The following is a 17,394-nucleotide window of genomic DNA, read 5'->3' on the forward strand; positions in this document are numbered from 1 at the left end:
GATGCTCAGGCCTCCGGGATCTCGAACTTGCTGGTGCGCTGCATGCCGGCGGCGCGTCCCTTGCCGGAGATGACCAGCGCCATCTTGCGGCTGGCCTCGTCGATCATCTCGTCGCCGAGCATCGCCGAGCCCTTCTTGCCGCCCGCCTCGGACGTGTAGTAGTCGTACGCGTCCAGGATCAGCTCGGCGTGGTCGTAGTCCTCCTGGGAGGGCGAGAAGATCTCGTTGGACGCGTCGACCTGGCCCGGGTGCAGCACCCACTTGCCGTCGAAGCCGAGGGCGGCGGCGCGCTGGGCGACCGCGCGGTAGCCGTCGATGTTGCGGATCTGGAGGTAGGGGCCGTCGATCGCCTGGAGGTTGTTGGCGCGGGCGGCCATCAGGATCTTCATCAGGATGTAGTGGTAGGCGTCGGCCGGGTAACCGGGCGGCTGCTCGCCGACGACCAGCGACTTCATGTTGATGGAGGCCATGAAGTCGGCCGGGCCGAAGATGATCGTCTCCACACGCGGGGACGCCTGCGCGATGGCGTTGACGTTGTTGAGGCCCTGCGCGTTCTCGATCTGCGCCTCGATGCCGATCTTGCCCAGCTCGAAGCCCATGGTCTTCTCGATCTGGGTGAGCAGCAGGTCGAGCGCCACGATCTGCTCGGCGCTCTGCACCTTCGGCAGCATGATGCAGTCGAGGTTCTGGCCGGCGCCCTCGACGACGGTGACGACGTCGCGGTAGGTCCACTCGGTGGTCCAGTCGTTGACGCGCACGACCCGCGTCTTGCCCGTCCAGTCACCCTCGTTGAGGAACTTCACGATGGTGTGCCGGGCCTCCGGCTTCGCGAGCGGCGCACAGGCGTCCTCGAGGTCCAGGAAGACCTGGTCGGCCGGCAGCCCCTGGGCCTTCTCCAGGAAGCGCGGGTTCGAGCCGGGCACGGCCAGGCAGGAACGGCGCGGACGCAGACGGTTGACCGGGTGCACTGGCGTGCTCATGCGGGGACCTCCAGAGGGTCGAGCTTGTTCGCGTTGCGGATCTCGTCGACGATACGGCCGATGATCTCCGTGATACCGAAGTCCTTCGGTGTGAAGACGGCGGCCACTCCCGCCGCCTTCAGTTCGGTGGCGTCGGCGTTCGGGATGATGCCACCCACGATCACCGGGATGTCGGCGGCACCCGCCTCGCGCAGCCGCGTCAGCACGTCCGGCACCAGCTCGGCGTGCGAGCCGGACAGGATGGACAGGCCCACGCAGTGCACGTCCTCCGCGAGGGCGGCGGAGACGATCTGCTCCGGAGTGAGCCGGATGCCCTGGTAGACCACCTCGAACCCGGCGTCGCGGGCCCGTACGGCGATCTGCTCGGCGCCGTTGGAGTGGCCGTCGAGCCCCGGCTTGCCGACGAGCAGCCGCAGCCGCCCCGCCCCCAGTTCCTCCGCGGTGCGGGCCACCTTCTCACGTACGACGGCGAGCGGCGTGCCCGCCTCGGCGGTGACCGCCACCGGGGCGCTGCTGACGCCTGTCGGCGCACGGAACTCGCCGAAGACGTCACGCAGCGCCCAGGCCCACTCGCCGGTGGTGACGCCCGCACGCGCACACTCGACGGTGGCCGCCATCAGGTTCTCGGTGCCCGCAGCGGCCTTCTTCAGCGCCGCGAGGGCCTCGGCGGCACGGGGCTCGTCGCGGCCCGCACGCCATTCGTGCAGCTTGGCGACGACCCGCGCCTCGTTCGCCGGGTCGACCGTCATGATCGCCGTGTCGAGATCGGCGGTCAGCGGGTTCTCCTCGGTCGTCTCGAAGATGTTGACGCCGATGATCTTCTCGTCGCCCGCCTCGATCCGCGCCCGCCGCTCGGCGTGCGAGGACACCAGCTGCGACTTCAGGTAGCCGGACTCGACGGCCGCCATCGCGCCGCCCATCTCCTGGATCCGGTCGATCTCCGCCAGGCACTCGGCGACCAGGGACTCGACCTTGGCCTCGATGACGTGCGAGCCGGCGAAGATGTCCTCGTACTCCAGCAGGTCCGACTCGTGCGCCAGCACCTGCTGGATACGCAGCGACCACTGCTGGTCCCACGGCCGGGGCAGCCCCAGCGCCTCGTTCCAGGCGGGCAGCTGCACGGCACGTGCCCGGGCGTCCTTGGACAGGGTCACGGCCAGCATCTCCAGCACGATGCGCTGGACGTTGTTCTCCGGCTGTGCCTCGGTCAGGCCGAGGGAGTTGACCTGGACGCCGTAGCGGAAGCGGCGCTGCTTCTCGTTCTCGATGCCGTACCGCTCGCGGGTGATCTTGTCCCAGATGCGGCCGAAGGCGCGCATCTTGCACATCTCCTCGATGAAGCGGACGCCCGCGTTCACGAAGAATGAGATCCGGGCGACCACGTCACCGAACTTCTCGGCCGGCACCTGGCCCGAGTCGCGGACGGCGTCGAGGACGGCGATCGCGGTGGACATCGCGTACGCGATCTCCTGCACGGGCGTGGCCCCGGCCTCCTGCAGGTGGTAGCTGCAGATGTTGATCGGGTTCCACTTGGGGATGTTGGCCACCGTGTACGTGATCATGTCGGTGGTCAGGCGCAGCGAAGGACCGGGCGGGAAGACATGCGTCCCGCGCGACAGGTACTCCTTGACGATGTCGTTCTGGGTCGTGCCCTGGAGCCTGGTGATGTCGGCACCCTGCTCCTCGGCGACCACCTGGTACAGCGCCAGCAGCCACATGGCGGTGGCGTTGATGGTCATCGAGGTGTTCATCTGCTCCAGGGGGATGTCCTGGAACAGCCTGCGCATGTCGCCCAGATGGGAGACCGGCACACCGACCCGGCCGACCTCGCCGCGGGCGAGGATGTGGTCGGGGTCGTACCCGGTCTGTGTCGGCAGGTCGAAGGCGACCGACAGTCCCGTCTGGCCCTTGGCGAGATTGCGCCGGTACAGCTCGTTGGACGCCTCGGCGGTCGAGTGACCGGCGTACGTCCGCATGAGCCAGGGCCGGTCCTTCTTGCGCTCAGTCATCTGGGAACCCGGCCCCTCAGACGTTACGGAAGCGGTTGATGGCGTCGATGTGCTTCTCGCGCATCTCCGGGTCCTTGACGCCCAGACCCTCCTGCGGGGCGAGCGCGAGGACGCCCACCTTGCCCTGGTGGAGGTTGCGGTGCACGTCGTACGCGGCCTGGCCGGTGTCCTCGAGTGCGTACGTCTTCGACAGCGTCGGGTGGATCTTGCCCTTGGCGATCAGGCGGTTGGCCTCCCACGCCTCGCGGTAGTTGGCGAAGTGCGAGCCGATGATCCGCTTCAGCGACATCCACAGGTAGCGGTTGTCGTACTCGTGCATGTAGCCCGAGGTCGAGGCGCAGGTGGTGATGGTGCCGCCCTTGCGGGTGACGTAGACGGACGCGCCGAAGGTCTCGCGGCCGGGGTGCTCGAAGACGATGTCGATGTCCTCGCCGCCGGTGAGCTCACGGATGCGCTTGCCGAAGCGCTTCCACTCCTTCGGGTCCTGGGTGTGCTCGTCCTTCCAGAACTTGTAGCCCTCTGCGTTGCGGTCGATGATCGCCTCGGCGCCCATCGCGCGGCAGATGTCCGCCTTCTGATCGCTGGAGACGACACAGATCGGGTTGGCGCCGCCGGCCAGGGCGAACTGCGTGGCGTACGAGCCGAGGCCGCCGCTCGCACCCCAGATCAGGACGTTGTCGCCCTGCTTCATGCCGGCGCCGTTGCGGGAGACGAGCTGGCGGTACGCGGTGGAGTTGACGAGGCCCGGGGCCGCCGCCTCCTCCCAGCTGAGGTGCTTGGGCTTGGGCATCAGCTGGTTGGACTTGACGAGCGCGATCTCGGCCAGGCCGCCGAAGTTGGTCTCGAAGCCCCAGATGCGCTGCTCGGGGTCGAGCATCGTGTCGTTGTGGCCGTCGGAGGACTCCAGCTCGACGGACAGGCAGTGCGCGACGACCTCGTCGCCGGGGTTCCACGCGTTCACGCCGGGGCCCGTGCGCAGGACGACGCCCGCGAGGTCGGAGCCGATGATGTGGTACGGGAGGTCGTGACGCTTGGTGAGCTCCGAAAGCCGTCCGTAGCGCTCCAGGAAGCCGAAGGTGGACAGCGGCTCGAAGATCGAGGTCCACACGGAGTTGTAGTTGACCGAGGAGGCCATCACGGCCACCAGTGCCTCGCCCGGGCCGAGCTCCGGCACGGGCACGTCGTCCAGGTGGATCGACTTGCGCGGGTCCTTCTCCCGGGTCTCGAGGCCGGCGAACATCTCCGTCTCGTCCTTGTGCACGGTGATCGCGCGGTACGACTCGGGGAGCTTCAGTGCGGCGAAGTCGGCGGACGTGCTGTCCGACGACTGGATCGCGTCCAGGATTTCCTTCACGGTGTTGCCTCCGGCGGAGCGCGCCCAGGGGGACGCTGAGGGGTACGTCGGGGTTTTCTGCTGCTGTGGAGGTGTGCCGTCGGTTCGGCGGATGGTGCTGCTGGCAGCGCTGGTGTGCGCGAAAGGTGCCTGTGACGCAGGCGTCCGGGCGCACAACCCGGGGAGGGTTGAGGGGACAGCCGGCGCACGAATGGTCTCTGCGCGCCGGCCGCCCGGACACCTTCAACGTATGGCACGGCGTGCCAGGTGACAAGACACTGCGTGCCAAGAATTTCCCTCAGATGCAATCCGCTGGACACATGTGAGCGATGATCGATCGAAACGGGTCGCGAAACGGCCGATGGCCGCCCGAATCGGGCGGCCATCGGCCACAGGCGAATGCGGCGGTCAGGACTGGTTGAGCGCCTGCTCGATCGTCCGCATGACCTCACTCAGCGGCGCGTCCGTACGCGCCACGGCCACCAGCACCTCGCCCTCGGTCCGCACGGCGGCGGGCGGCGGCTCGGTGGCTGCCGGGCCGTGCGTCGCCTTGCGGCCCGCTCCTATGCCGGTGCCGAAGGTGTCGCGGACGATGGCGAACGCGTGGTCCAGCTGGGCCTCCACATCGCCTTGTCCGCCCGCCCGCAGCCAGCGGCGCAGCACATGGTTGTGCGCCGTGACGACCGCGGACGCCGCGACCTCCGCCAGTAGCGGGTCGTCGTTGCCGGCGTGGTGGTCCCGCTCGTCGAAGTGGCCCAGCAGATAGCGGGTGAACAACCGCTCGTAGCGGGCCACCGAGGCGATCTCGCGCTCCCGCAGCGTCGGCACCTCGCGGGTGAGGCGGTAGCGCTCGACGGACACGGCCGGGGAGGCCGCGTACATCCGCATGACCTCCTTGATGCCCCGGCACACCGTGTCGAGCGGGTGTTCGTGGGGCGGGGCCGCGTTCAGGACCGCCTCCGCCCGGACCAGGGTGTCGTCGTGGTCCGGGAAGATCGCCTCTTCCTTGGAGCGGAAGTGGCGGAAGAAGGTCCGCCGCGCCACTCCGGCCGCCGCGGCGATCTCGTCGACCGTCGTCGCCTCGTATCCCTTGGTCGCGAACAACTCCATGGCCGCCGCCGCGAGTTCGCGGCGCATCTTCAGGCGTTGCGCGGCGGCGCGGGAGCCTGCGGCACTTTCCGGAGCGTCGGACGCGGCGCCGGCGCGGCCGGGCCGGCGGACGGGATCAGCGGGCTGGGGCATGATCTGAACGTACTGCATTCGTGCAGCCGGGCGCGCCTGCGGGGCGGGCCCGGCGCGCTCGGACGCCGGGGGCGGGCTCCCCGGACCGAGGAGCCCGCCCCAGGCGCCGTCGCTGTCAGCGCCGGGCATATTCGCGGAAACCGCGTCCCGTCTTGCGCCCCAGGCATCCCGCGGCCACCAGGTGCTCGAGCAGCGGCGCGGGCGCGAGGCCCGGGTCGCGGAACGCCTGGTGCAGGACCTTCTCGATGGCGAGCGAGACATCGAGGCCGACGACGTCGAGCAGCTCGAACGGGCCCATCGGGTACCCGCCGCCCAGCTTCATCGCCGCGTCGATGTCGTCGAGGGAGGCGTAGTGCTCCTCGACCATCTTGATCGCGTTGTTCAGGTACGGGAAGAGCAGTGCGTTCACGATGAATCCGGCACGGTCGCCGCAGTCCACCGGGTGCTTCCTGATCTTCGTGGTGACCTCGCGGACGGTCGCGTGGACGTCGTCGGCGGTCAGGACCGTCCGCACGATCTCCACCAGCTTCATCGCCGGGGCCGGGTTGAAGAAGTGCATGCCGATGACGTCCTGCGGGCGCGAGGTGGCGCGGGCGCAGGCGACGACGGGCAGCGAGGAGGTCGTGGTGGCGAGCACCGCGCCCTGCTTGCACACCTTGTCCAGGGTGGCGAACAGCTGCTGCTTGATCTCCAGGTCCTCGGCGACGGCCTCGACGGCCAGGTCGACGTCGGCGAAGGCGTCCAGCGAACCGGCGGGCGTGATCCGCGCCAGCGTCGCCTCGCAGGCCTCCTCGGTCATCCGGCCCTTGGCGACCGAGCGCCCCAGCGACTTGGTGATCCGGGCCTTGGCCACCTCGGCCTTCTCCAGGCTGCGGGCCGCGAGGACCACGTCGAAGCCCGCCTTGGCGAAGACCTCCGCGATGCCGCTCGCCATGGTGCCCGAGCCGGCCACGCCGACGGAGGAGACCGCGCGGCCTCCGGTGGCCCCGGCCGCCGGCTGCGGGGTGAGCGCGTCCGCGACCACCTCGGAGGTGCCGGGGGCGGCGTAGGTGTAGAAACCGCGTCCCGCCTTGCGGCCGGTCAGCCCCGCCTCGCTGAGCTGCCCCAGGATGGGTGCGGGCGCGTGCAGCCGGTCGCGCGACTCGGCGTACATCGCGTCCAGCACGGTACGGGCGGTGTCGATGCCGATCAGGTCGAGCAGCGCGAGCGGGCCCATCGGCAGGCCGCAGCCGAGCTTCATGGCGGCGTCGATGTCCTCGCGGGAGGCGTACCGGGCCTCGTACATGGCGGCGGCCTGGTTGAGGTAGCCGAACAGCAGGCCGTCCGCGATGAAGCCCGGCCGGTCGCCGACCGCGACCGGCTGCTTGCCCAGCTCACGGGCGAGTGCCGTGACGGCCTCGACGGCCGGCGTCGAGGTCAGCACCGAGGAGACGACCTCGACCAGCTTCATCGCCGGGGCCGGGTTGAAGAAGTGCAGGCCGAGGACGCGCTCGGGGTGCTGGGACTCGGCGGCCAGGCGGGTCACGGACAGGGCGTTCGTGCCCGTGGCGATGAGGGCGTCCGGGCGGACGACGGCGTCCAGTTCGCGGATGACCTGCTGCTTGGCCTCGTACGACTCCGGCACGACCTCGATCACGAGGTCCGCATCGGCGGCGGCCTGCAGGTCGGAGAAGGTGCGGAAGCGTGCGAGAGTGTTGCGGCGCTCCTCCTCGGTGATCCGCTCGCGCTCCACGGCGCGCGCGGTGGAGGCCTCGAGCGCCGCGACCGCCTCGCGGGCGGCGGCGTCGCTGACGTCGATGCCGATGACCTCACGGCCGGCGCGGGCGAGGACCTCGGCGATGCCGGTGCCCATGGTGCCGAGGCCGACCACGGCGATGGTGTGCAGAGGGGTGTCCATCGGGGGACTCCAGGGATGAGTGACGACTGATGAGGAGCGCGCGCGGAGAACGCCGAACGGGCATGGGGCGCACGGGTGTTCATGTGGCCGACGGACTCTGTCCCTTGTCACGTCGTACTGAATGGCAGAACTGCCGAACCGACTTCCCCATGGACTTCGCCATGGAGGTCACCACCCAGCGGCGGCTGCGTCACCAGGCCGCGCTGAGTGCGGGGGTTACCCGCTCACATGAGATTAACTCGCGAGTAACGAGCGCGCCACCCCTCGGCCGGTGTGATCTGGATCGCGGCCGCGGCCCGCCGATACGCTGACCGCCATGGACGAGGAGTTGCGGTCACTGGCGACGCGGCTGCGGGGCGAGGCGGGCGGCGGCCCGGCGTACGAACGGCTGCTGACCACCACCGACCGTGATGAGCTCGCCGCGGTCCTCACCGAACGCGAACGCCCCCTGTGGGCTCGCGAACTCGCCGCGTTCCGCCTCGGCTGCGCCGGTGACCGCCGGGCCTTCGAATCCCTGGTACTGCTCCTCAACCACCGCGACCCGGAGCGGTGCGTCTCCGCGGCCCATGCGCTGTTCCTGCTGGGCGACCCCAGAACCCCCCGCGCGGCGGCGGCGCTTGCCACCAATGAACTGCGTGTCGCCTATGCCCTGTTGCCGGTCCGTCTCCTGACGAGGCTGCGTGCCCCCGAGTCCGCGCCGGCACTGATGACGGTCCTGCGCCGCAGACTGGTGGCCGGGGATCCCCACTGGCGGGTGGCACTGGCCTGCGTGGAGGGCCTGGGCGCGCTCGGCGACGAACGCGCGGCCGAGGTCGTGCGCGCGGCCCTGCCCCATCCGCGCCTGACGGCTGCGGCGGCCGCGGCGCTGGCCCGCCTGGACGGGTGACGAACGGGCCGGTCGGAAGGGCGGGTGCTATGCCCGGGGGCCGGCCGTCGACCGCGGTCGCCGACGCGGGCTGCGCCGCGAGTCCTGGCCGGCTCCGTCCCGTCCCGTCCCGGCCCGGTCTGTGACCGGCCTTGCGGTCGGTGAACGGGGCCGCCGTCGCCGTGGCTGGTCCGCGACTGTCGCGGAGACCGACTCGCGCGGTCCGCGACCGTTCCGCCGGTCGGTGACGTGGCGGTGCCTCCGGTTCCTGGCCGTCCCGGCTGATCGGGCCCCGGTCGGTGACGCGGCCGGGGCCGTCTGTCCCGGCGTCCCCGGCACCGGCTGGTGACACCGCGGTGCCGCGTGTCCCGGCCCGGGCTGTGACCGGCCTTGCGGTCGGTGAACGGGGCCGCCGTCGCCGTGGCTGGTCCGCGACTGTCGCGGAGACCGACTCGCGCGGTCCGCGACCGTTCCGCCGGTCGGTGACGTGGCGGTGCCTCCGGTTCCTGGCCGTCCCGGCTGATCGGGCCCCGGTCGGTGACGCGGCCGGGGCCGTCTGTCCCGGCGTCCCCGGCACCGGTTGGTGACACCGCGGTGCCGCGTGTCCCGGCCCGGGCTGTGACCGGCCTTGCGGTCGGTGAACGGGGCCGCCGTCGCCGTGGCTGGTCCGCGACTGTCGCGGAGACCGACTCGCGCGGTCCGCGACCGTTCCGCCGGTCGGTGACGTGGCGGTGCCTCCGGTTCCTGGCCGTCCCCGGCCCGCGCCGTGATGGGTCCTGCGGTCGGTGGCGCGGCTGCCTGTCGTTGCCGGCTTCGCGACGTCACTCGTGATCGGGCCCCGGTCGGTGACGCGGCCGGGGCTGTCTGTCCCGGCGTCCCCGGCACCGGTTGGTGACACCGCGGTGCCGCGTGTCCCGGCCCGGGCTGTGACCGGCCTTGCGGTCGGTGGCGCGGGCGGGGCTGCCACGGAGACCGCGACCCGCGCCGGTCCTGGACCGTCCTGACGGTCGGTGACGCGGCGGCCGAGTGTCCCGGCCCGGGCTGTGACCGGCCTTGCGGTCGGTGAACGGGGCCGCCGTCGCCGTGGCCGTCCGGACGGTCGGTGACGTCGGCCTCGTCCGCGACGGGGTCGGGGCGCGACCCACTCGTCGCGGGGCCCGCGTTCGTCAGGGACGTCGGACGCCGTAGGGTCTGGCCGGTCGCGGGGCGGGCTCCTGTGAGGGGTCCACGGCCGGGTGTGCGTTCCGGCCGGGAGGGTGGGGCGGCCGCCGGAGCCGGCCGCGCGTGCGCGGCCGCAGTCGGGCCCGCGCCGCGTCCGCCACGCGGCGCGGCGTCCACGGAACGCGGGGACCGTCCACCGGACGCTGTGGCGGTGCGGACGGCCGTGGCGGAACCGCGGGAAGACGGACCACCGCGTCCAGGCCGCCACGCGGGGCCTCCTCCAGCGTGGCGCGCCCGCCGCCGGCGACGGCGAGCCGCTGCACCAGAGCGAGTCCCAGGCCGCTGCCGCCCCCGGCGGCTCCCGGTGCCCGCCAGAAGCGGTCGAAGGCGCGGGCACGCTGCTCGGGTGGCAGCCCCGGGCCCTCGTCGACGACGTGCAACTCCACCCAGGAGGACCGCGCTTCGCGCGGGAGACGGCGCGTCGCGCGTACCTGACGCGTTTCGAGCCGGACCTCGGTCCCGGGCCCGGAGACCCGCAGCGCGTTGGAGAGCAGGTTGTCCAGAATCTGTTCCACCGCCCCCGGTACGGCGAGCGCAAGGCCGACGCGTTCACCGGCGAGGATCAGCCGGCATCCCTGAGAGGCGAACAACGGGCCCCACGTGGCGGCCCGTTCACGGGCGCAGCGGTCGAGGTCGACCGGCTCGCGGACGGTGGCGTGCTCCTCGAGACGGGCCATGGCGAGCAGTGTCTCGACCATCCGCGCGAGCCGTTCGGTCTCGGTCATCGCGGCGGTCAGGTTGGCCCGGGCGACCGGAGCGATCCCGGGCTCCAGGTTGTCCAGCCGCAGCCGCAGCGCGGCGAGGGGCGTCTTGAGCTGGTGGGACGCCTCGCCCGCGAACGCCCGCTGCGACTGCATCACGTGCTCCAGGCGCGCGGCCGTGTCGTTGAAGGTGCCGGCCAGCCGGCGGACCTCGGGCGGGCCCGTGGACGTCGCCAGGGTGGCCCGGACGGAGAGGTCTCCGCGTGCCAGCTGGGCGGTCACGGCCTCCAGTTCCATGATGGGGCGGCCGGTCCAGCGGGCCACGGCGAGTCCCAGCCCCGCGAAGGCCGTCAGGACGAACAGTCCCGCGACGGCGAGCGTCACCCAGACCCGGTGCACCCGCTGGGAGGCCACCTCCGTGGGCAGCGTCAGGTGCACGGCACCGGAACGCGATGCTCCGGCGGTCACCGGGGCCGCCGCGGCCAGCACCTCCACCCGCCCGTAGCCGCTGGTGCGCACTTCGGTGGCGGCCCGCCCGCCCAGTGCGGCGCGCACGTGCCTGCGGCCCAGCATGTCGCGGGCCTCGCGGTCGCTCAGCGGGCGGGACGCCGCACGGACCCTGCCGTCGCGGTCGAGGACGAACACCTCTCCGTCGATCCGCTCGGCACAGTGGTTCACCCGCCGGGCGAGCGCGGCCGTCTGGTGGGAGCCGAGCGAGAGCCGGGCGTACGCGGCGAGGGCCTCGGCCTCGTCCTCCGCCGTCCGCACCACCCGCTGCCTCTCCGCGCCGCTGTAGACGATGCCCAGCGGTACTTCCAGGCTGAGCAGCACCAGCACGACGAGGGTGAGATAGCTCAGCCGCAGGCGCCGGGTCACGGCCGCGGTACCCGGTCCGGGGCCGACGCCGGCCGCCCGTCGCCCGCCTGGGCGGGGAACGAGACCTGGTCCGTCAGCCGGAAGCCGACACCGCGCACGGTCTCGATCCAGCGGGCGTCACCGAGCTTGCGCCGCAGGGTCGCCACGTGGACGTCCAGCGTCCTGGTCGGGCCGTGGAAGTGCGGGTCCCACACCTGGTCGATGATCTGCCGACGGGTGTACACGGCACCGGGATCCTCCGCCAGCAGGGCCAGCAGGTCGAACTCCTTGGGCGTGAGGGCCACTTGTTCGAAGCCCAGCCGGACCTGGCGGGTGCGCCGGTCGACGACGAGCCCTCCCGGCCGGGCGGATCCCGCCCCGTCGGACGCCCGCCGGATGTGGGCGTCGGGCGCCGGGTCCGTGCCGGGGGTGCCGGCCGCAGGCTCCGGCAGGGCGGTCACCGACGGCCGGGCCGGTTCCGGCGGACCGGTGAAGCCGTGGGCGGCAACGGCCGTGCGCCGGGTGACCGCCCGGACCCGGGCGATCAGCTCACGGAGGCTGAAGGGTTTCGCCAGGTAGTCGTCGGCCCCGATCTCCAGACCGACGATCCGGTCGGCCTCCCCGCCCCGTGCGGTGAGCATGATGATGGGCACGTCGGAGACCTGACGGATGCGTCGGCAGACGTCGATACCGTCGATGTCGGGCAGGCCGAGATCCAGCAGGACGATGTCCCCGTAGGGCGCGCCGAGCGCCTCGGTGCCGGTGGCGACACGTTGCACCGCCAGGCCGTAGCGCGCCAGCCCTTCGGCGAGGGGCTCGGCGATGGTGTCGTCGTCCTCGATGAGCAACACCCGCATGGTCGTCTTCCCATCCGTCCGTTCTCGGCGACACGTCGGGGCCCTGCCGGGCGCGCAGTCCAATTGCGCGCGTCAAGTGCCTTGTGTGCAGGGCGAGTTCGGCATCTGCACCGTACAACAGGGGGTCGCCGGGAAGATCGTGACTCATCCCACGCCCGACGACCCGCGTTCTGGGCCGTGTTCTGCGTACACGCCCCGTCGCCGCAGAGAACTGGCCGGATCATGTGCGCGCCTTGGCGTGCTGCTGGCCTGGCTTTGACAACCGTCTCCCTACGGTCGTTGCCACAGTCCGCAGGTGCCGCCCCCCGAGGTGTGCGCCGCTGCGAACCCCCAGGAGGCAACCATGCAGGCCCTTCTCGACCATGCGCGTTCTTTCCACCGGAATCCGGGCTGGGACGCCGACACTCTGCGCGCCCTGGCGGCCGGCCAGTCGCCCGAGGCCATGGTCATCAGCTGTTCGGACTCCCGCGTCGTCCCCGCGCTGATCACCGGTGCCGGGCCGGGCGAGATCTTCGAACTGCGCAACGCGGGCAACATCGTGCCCCCGCCCGGCTCGGGCGTCCCCTCCGGCGAGGCCGCGACCATCGAGTACGCGCTCGACGTGCTGGGCGTGCGCGACGTGGTGGTGTGCGGCCACTCACACTGCGGGGCGATGGACGCCCTGGCCTCGGGCAGCGACCTGTCCGAACTCCCGGGCGTGGCGGCGTGGCTGTCGCTGGTGCGGCCCGCGCTCGCCCCGTACCTCGGCCCGGGCACCGGCAAGGATGAGCGGCTCGAGCACATCGTGCAGCGCAACATCGTGCACCAGTTGTCGGTGCTGAGCTCGTATCCGGCGGCCCGCCGGCTCATGAACGCGGGCGCCCTCCGCCTGCACGGCTGGTACTACCGCGTCGAGACCGGTGCGCTGCTGGAGCTCGGGGCCGACGGGACGTTCGAGGCCCGCTGACGCCGCCGCCCACCCGCTCGGCCCCTGTCGCACCGAACGGCTCCCCCCAAAGGACCCCCTCATGACTTCCCCCACCCGAAAACGCGCCCGCCACGCCCGCCCCCCGAGCAGGACCTTCCCCACACGTCCCGCCACTGGGCAACGCCCCGCCGGCGGCGCCGGGGACCAGCGCCCCACCCTCGCCGAAGAACTGCGCGGAGCCTCACTCGTCACCGAGATCGTGGCGTCGTTCGTCGTCTTCCTCGTCGCCCTGCCCCTGTGCATCGGAGTGGCTGTCGCCTCGGGCGCACCCGCCGAACTCGGCATCATCTCCGGTGTGGTCGGCGGGCTGGTCGTCGGCCTGATGCGCGGCAGCACCCTCCAGGTGAGCGGGCCCGCGGCCGGGCTCGCCGCGCTGGTCGCGGAGGCCATCGCCGCGCACGGAGCGGCGACGCTCGGCATCATCGTGCTGGCGTCAGGAGTCCTCCAGATCGCCCTCGCGCTCATCAAGCTCGGCCGGATGTTCCAGGCGATCTCCGTGGCCGTGGTCCAGGGCATGCTGGCGGGCATCGGTCTGCCCCTCATGATCAGCCAGTCCTACGTGCTGGCGGACAGCAAGGCTCCGGGCACCCCCGTGGAGAACATGCTGGGCCTGCCCGGTCTGGTCGACACGGCGCTGAGTTCCACCGACGCCCTGATCGCCACGGCGCTCGGCCTCGCGACCGTGGCGCTGTGCTTCGTCTGGAAGAAGGCGCCCGGTCCCGTGGCCAGGATACCGGCGCCGCTGGTCGCGGTCGCCGTGGGCATGGCGGTGGCCGCGCTTCCCGGGGTGCGGATCAACACCCTCCGAGTGGGCGACCTGGTCGCCTCCGTTCACCTCCCCGGAGCCACGGAGTTCGCGTCGCTGGCGGACCCGGCCGTGCTGGCCACCGTGCTCACCTTCACGGTGATCGCCTCGGCGGAGAGTCTGTTCACCGCCGCCGCCGTGGACCGTATGCACTCCGGTCCCCGCACCCGCTACAACACCGAACTGCTCTCCCAGGGCGTGGGCAACACGGTGTGCGGCACCCTGGGCGCGCTGCCCATGACGGCCGTGGTCGCCCGCAGTTCGGCCAATGTCCAGGCGGGAGCTAGGACACGGCTTTCCCGCACCCTGCACGGACTGTGGCTGCTGGGCTTCGCCATCCTGCTGCCCGGCCTCCTCGCGCTGATCCCCATCACGGTGCTTGCCGGGGTGCTGGTGCACAGCGGCTGGAAGCTCCTCGCGCCGGACCAGTTCCCGCGGTTGTGGAAGCAGGACAAGGGAGAGGCGGTCGTGATGGTCGTCACCACCCTCGCGATCTTCGGTACGGCCCTGCTGGAGGGCGTCCTCATCGGTCTGGCCGCGGGTGTCGTCCTCGCCGTGCTCCGCATGTCCCGGACCACCGTGCGGCACAGCAGCGACGGGGACACCGCGAAACTCACGATGACCGGCAGCGCCACCTTCATCAGGCTCCCTCAGCTGCTCGACGCGCTCGACGCCGTCGCCGCGGCCGGCAGCCCCCGGATCCGGCTCGACCTGACGGCCATGACCCACCTCGACCACGCATGCCGCGTCCAGATCGACGAGTTCGTGACCCAGCAGCGCAGGAGCGGAACGGTCCGGGTGGAACTGCTGCTCCCGAGCGGCTCGAAGGACGCTCCCGCGGCGCAGCCCGGCGGGCCGGTGCCCGGAAACGGCGTGCCGGTGCCGGTGCCTGGTAACGGCGTGCCCGTGCCGGTGCCTGAAAACGGCGTGCCCGGACCGGCGCCGGCGGGGGAGGAGCGGGCGGACCTTCCGTACCGCCGCGCGGCCCGGTCCGCCGCGGGCCGGGTGGCCGCGCCACCCCGTCCCGACTCCGAACCGCTCGCGCCCGACCGGGAGTTCGACGGAGCGGCCGCGACAGAGCGGTTCGACGTCGGTGAGTGGGAGGAGGCGTACGTGAGTGAGACCCCCCTTCACGACACCGGCACGGCCCAGTGGTCCCAGCACCGCCGCGACCCGAGGCGCTCGAACGCCGCCCGCAGCGGTCGGCACGCCGCAAAATCTCCCGGCCCGGACGACATCCTTCACCGGTGAACCGGCGGGGTCTCCTCCTGGGGAGACTCAGGGCTCGCCAATCGCCGAGGCTGCCGACAGCCGCCGTGCGTAGCGCACTTCGGGGATGGCAACCCCGTCGACCTCGAACGGCTCCTCCGCGCCGTCCGGCACGAATCCGGCCCGCTCGTAGAAGCGGCGGGCGCGTGCGTTCTCCTTGAGCACCCACAGCTGCATCCGTACGAAACCGCTCGCGCGTGCCCGCCCGGTCAGCTCCGCCATCAGTGCGTGGCCGACGCCGGAGGACATCCGTTCGGGCAGGACGTAGAGGGCGTAGAGCTCGCAGGCCCCAAGCGGAGCGTCCTCGTCCCGCGACGGTCCGAAGCAGCCCCAGCCGATCACGTCCCCGTCCCGCTCCGCGACCACATCGGTGACCTCGGTGACCTCGGTGCCGTCGGCCGGATACCGGCGGCGCCGCACCGCGTCCTCCTCGACACTCATGGCGTCCAGATACGACTGGGGCATCAGCCCGGCGTACGCGTGGCGCCACCCGCCCACCCGGACCGCGGCGACCGCCTCGCAGTCGTCGACGGTCATGTCCCGCACCTTCACCGTCATCGGTCCGCGCCCTCCCTCGCCGTCGTGCACCGCAGACTGCCCGCCGTCCCTCACCGGCGCCACCCATAATCCGGCGCCCGCCGGTGGCGGCGGGTCAGAGCAGTGTCAGCTGGGTCGGTTCGTCCCCGGCGTGCAGGGCTTCCGGCTCCGTCCGCACCGGCGGGCGCCGGTGACCGCCGGGACGGGCCGAAGGGCCGATCCCGAACTCCGTCGCCAGCTCGTGCACATGACGGGTGATACGGCGCTGGTACCACTTGGGGGCGTAGGCGCCCTCGGCGTACAGCCGCTCGTAGCGCGCGACCAGGTGCGGATGGTGCTCCCGCAGCCAGGCCATGTACCACTCGCGGGCGCCCGGCCGCAGATGCAGCACGAGCGGCGTCACCGAGGTCGCCCCTGACTCCGCGATCGCGCGGACCGTCGCCCGCAGCTGGTCCGGATGGTCGCCGATGAACGGGATGACGGGCGCCATCAGCACTCCGCAGCCGATCCCGGCGTCGGTCAGGGCGCGTACGACGCCGAGCCGGCGCTCGGGGGAGGGCGTGCCCGGCTCGACGGTGCGCCACAGCTCGCGGTCGGTGAAGCCGACGGAGACGGAGATGCCGACCTCGGTGACCTCGGCGGCCTGCCGCAGTAGATCGAGGTCGCGCAGGATCAGCGTGCCCTTGGTCAGGATGGAGAAGGGATTCGCGTGGTCCCGCAGCGCCGAGATGATGCCCGGCATCAGCCGGTAGCGGCCCTCGGCCCGCTGGTAGCAGTCCACATTCGTGCCCATGGCGACATGCGCGCCCTGCCACTGCCGGGAGGCGAGCTGGCGGCGCAGCAGCTCCGGGGCATTGATCTTCACCACGATCTGGGAGTCGAAGCCCAGCCCGGTGTCGAGGTCGAGATAGCTGTGGGTCTTGCGGGCGAAGCAGTACACACAGGCGTGCGTGCAGCCCCGGTAGGGGTTCACCGTCCATTCGAACGGCATCCGGGACGCACCCGGCACCCGGTTGAGGATCGAGCGGGCGCGGACCTCGTGGAAGGTGATGCCCCGGAACTCGGGGGTGTCGAAGGTGCGGGTGGTCACCGCCGATGCCCCGAACAGGGCGGATTCCCCGCCGATGGCGGAGCCGTCGGCCAGATTGTCCCAGCGCATGGGTGCCTCCTCGCTCAGCACTGACCACAGAATAGAACACGTGTTCCCATGATCGCTTCAAGCGGGATTTGGGGCGGCGGGCCCGAGGTGATTGGCTGGCCGCATCCCGATGGAGCGACTGCTGGAGGAACAGGACATGGCGCAGGTCGAGGCCACCACGGAACGGATCATTTCGGCGGACGCGGAGACGGTGTTCGACGCGCTGGCCGACTACGAAGGCACCCGCGCGAAGCTCCTGCCCGAGCACTTCAGCGAGTACGAGGTGCGCGAGGGCGGTGACGGCGAGGGCACCCTCGTCCACTGGAAGCTCCAGGCCACCAGTAAGCGTGTCCGGGACTGCCTGCTGGAGGTCACCGAGCCTGTCGAGGGCGAGCTCGTCGAGAAGGACCGCAACTCCTCCATGGTCACCACCTGGCGGGTCACCCCCGCGGGTGAGGGCAGGTCCAAGGCCGTCGTCACCACGGTGTGGAACGGCGCCGGCGGTATCGGCGGCTTCTTCGAGAAGACCTTCGCGCCCAAGGGGCTCGGCCGGATCTACGACAGCGTGCTGGAGCGGCTCGCCGCCCACGTCGAGAAGTAGCCTCACCGGATCGGGTGGTTTTCCCCGCGGCCCGGATGTGCGCCCCCGGCGCGCCGCGCCGGGGGAAAGCCCCTGATGAGCGCCCCCAAGTGCCCCCTCTGCGAGGCCTGTTGGGGT

13 protein-coding genes are annotated in these 17,394 nt (G+C 71.7%); 4 read left to right on the forward strand and 9 right to left on the reverse strand.

Annotated elements, in window-relative coordinates; translation table 11 throughout:
- Window positions 1-5 precede the first annotated feature (5 nt).
- The 5 genes from J7E88_RS03100 to J7E88_RS03120 all read right to left on the reverse strand — a co-directional run bounded on the left by J7E88_RS03100 (window position 6) and on the right by J7E88_RS03120 (window position 7,461).
- A complete protein-coding gene (locus J7E88_RS03100; RefSeq protein ID WP_215176914.1) occupies window positions 6-980 on the reverse strand; it encodes a CoA ester lyase in 975 nt (324 codons plus the stop codon).
- Complete coding sequence (locus J7E88_RS03105) at window positions 977-2,989, reverse strand: protein meaA (RefSeq protein ID WP_215176916.1); 2,013 nt, start codon at window positions 2,987-2,989, stop codon at window positions 977-979. The genes J7E88_RS03100 and J7E88_RS03105 overlap by 4 nt, the downstream gene beginning before the upstream one ends.
- A 16-nt stretch (window positions 2,990-3,005) precedes the next feature.
- Window positions 3,006-4,343 (reverse strand): crotonyl-CoA carboxylase/reductase, encoded by a 1,338-nt coding sequence (gene ccrA, locus J7E88_RS03110; protein WP_215176924.1) that lies wholly within the window; start codon window positions 4,341-4,343, stop codon window positions 3,006-3,008.
- 387 nt (window positions 4,344-4,730) lie between these two features.
- Complete coding sequence (locus J7E88_RS03115) at window positions 4,731-5,582, reverse strand: TetR family transcriptional regulator (RefSeq protein ID WP_215176927.1); 852 nt, start codon at window positions 5,580-5,582, stop codon at window positions 4,731-4,733.
- A gap of 97 nt (window positions 5,583-5,679) precedes the next feature.
- A complete protein-coding gene (locus J7E88_RS03120) occupies window positions 5,680-7,461 on the reverse strand; it encodes a 3-hydroxyacyl-CoA dehydrogenase family protein (protein WP_215176929.1) in 1,782 nt (593 codons plus the stop codon).
- A 316-nt stretch (window positions 7,462-7,777) separates the two neighbouring features.
- Here J7E88_RS03120 and J7E88_RS03125 point away from each other — a divergent pair, with 316 nt between their 5' ends.
- Entirely contained in the window at window positions 7,778-8,347 is a 570-nt protein-coding gene (locus J7E88_RS03125) for an adenylosuccinate lyase (RefSeq protein ID WP_215176930.1), read from the forward strand.
- A gap of 1,145 nt (window positions 8,348-9,492) precedes the next feature.
- Here J7E88_RS03125 and J7E88_RS03130 read toward each other — a convergent pair.
- Together J7E88_RS03130 and J7E88_RS03135 are read right to left on the reverse strand one after the other, a co-directional pair.
- Window positions 9,493-11,124 (reverse strand): HAMP domain-containing sensor histidine kinase, encoded by a 1,632-nt coding sequence (locus J7E88_RS03130; protein WP_215176931.1) that lies wholly within the window; start codon window positions 11,122-11,124, stop codon window positions 9,493-9,495.
- A complete protein-coding gene (locus J7E88_RS03135; protein ID WP_251022018.1) occupies window positions 11,121-11,960 on the reverse strand; it encodes a response regulator transcription factor in 840 nt (279 codons plus the stop codon). The genes J7E88_RS03130 and J7E88_RS03135 overlap by 4 nt, the downstream gene beginning before the upstream one ends.
- 343 nt (window positions 11,961-12,303) lie before the next feature.
- On the opposite strand from J7E88_RS03135, the gene J7E88_RS03140 reads away from it, so the two are divergent.
- Window positions 12,304-12,906, forward strand: coding sequence for a carbonic anhydrase (locus tag J7E88_RS03140; protein ID WP_215176932.1), 603 nt, complete (start codon window positions 12,304-12,306; stop codon window positions 12,904-12,906).
- A gap of 61 nt (window positions 12,907-12,967) precedes the next feature.
- On the forward strand, window positions 12,968-14,983 hold the full coding sequence (locus J7E88_RS03145) for a SulP family inorganic anion transporter (RefSeq protein ID WP_215176933.1): 2,016 nt from the start codon (window positions 12,968-12,970) through the stop codon (window positions 14,981-14,983).
- Between the two features lie 27 nt (window positions 14,984-15,010).
- Here the strand turns inward: J7E88_RS03145 and J7E88_RS03150 are convergent, their stop codons facing one another.
- Together J7E88_RS03150 and J7E88_RS03155 are read right to left on the reverse strand one after the other, a co-directional pair.
- Window positions 15,011-15,538 (reverse strand): GNAT family N-acetyltransferase, encoded by a 528-nt coding sequence (locus tag J7E88_RS03150; protein WP_251022019.1) that lies wholly within the window; start codon window positions 15,536-15,538, stop codon window positions 15,011-15,013.
- A 115-nt stretch (window positions 15,539-15,653) separates the two neighbouring features.
- Window positions 15,654-16,697, reverse strand: coding sequence for an Rv2578c family radical SAM protein (locus tag J7E88_RS03155; protein WP_215176935.1), 1,044 nt, complete (start codon window positions 16,695-16,697; stop codon window positions 15,654-15,656).
- Window positions 16,698-16,833: 136 nt separating this feature from the next.
- Here J7E88_RS03155 and J7E88_RS03160 point away from each other — a divergent pair, with 136 nt between their 5' ends.
- Entirely contained in the window at window positions 16,834-17,277 is a 444-nt protein-coding gene (locus J7E88_RS03160) for an SRPBCC family protein (protein WP_215176937.1), read from the forward strand.
- The last annotated feature ends 117 nt before the right edge of the window (window positions 17,278-17,394 follow it).

The sequence above is a fragment of the Streptomyces sp. ISL-10 genome (assembly GCF_018614575.1).
Taxonomy (GTDB): Bacteria; Actinomycetota; Actinomycetes; order Streptomycetales; family Streptomycetaceae; genus Streptomyces.

Bases quoted from the DNA above. Each gene is read 5' to 3' on its own strand.
- J7E88_RS03100 (WP_215176914.1), bottom strand. From the start codon at position 980: ATGAGCACGCCAGTGCACCCGGTCAACCGTCTGCGTCCGCGCCGTTCC.
- J7E88_RS03105 (WP_215176916.1), bottom strand. From the start codon at position 2,989: ATGACTGAGCGCAAGAAGGACCGGCCCTGGCTCATGCGGACGTACGCC.
- J7E88_RS03115 (WP_215176927.1), bottom strand. From the start codon at position 5,582: ATGCAGTACGTTCAGATCATGCCCCAGCCCGCTGATCCCGTCCGCCGG.
- J7E88_RS03120 (WP_215176929.1), bottom strand. From the start codon at position 7,461: ATGGACACCCCTCTGCACACCATCGCCGTGGTCGGCCTCGGCACCATG.
- J7E88_RS03125 (WP_215176930.1), top strand. From the start codon at position 7,778: ATGGACGAGGAGTTGCGGTCACTGGCGACGCGGCTGCGGGGCGAGGCG.
- J7E88_RS03135 (WP_251022018.1), bottom strand. From the start codon at position 11,960: ATGCGGGTGTTGCTCATCGAGGACGACGACACCATCGCCGAGCCCCTC.
- J7E88_RS03140 (WP_215176932.1), top strand. From the start codon at position 12,304: ATGCAGGCCCTTCTCGACCATGCGCGTTCTTTCCACCGGAATCCGGGC.
- J7E88_RS03145 (WP_215176933.1), top strand. From the start codon at position 12,968: ATGACTTCCCCCACCCGAAAACGCGCCCGCCACGCCCGCCCCCCGAGC.
- J7E88_RS03150 (WP_251022019.1), bottom strand. From the start codon at position 15,538: ATGACCGTCGACGACTGCGAGGCGGTCGCCGCGGTCCGGGTGGGCGGG.
- J7E88_RS03155 (WP_215176935.1), bottom strand. From the start codon at position 16,697: ATGCGCTGGGACAATCTGGCCGACGGCTCCGCCATCGGCGGGGAATCC.
- J7E88_RS03160 (WP_215176937.1), top strand. From the start codon at position 16,834: ATGGCGCAGGTCGAGGCCACCACGGAACGGATCATTTCGGCGGACGCG.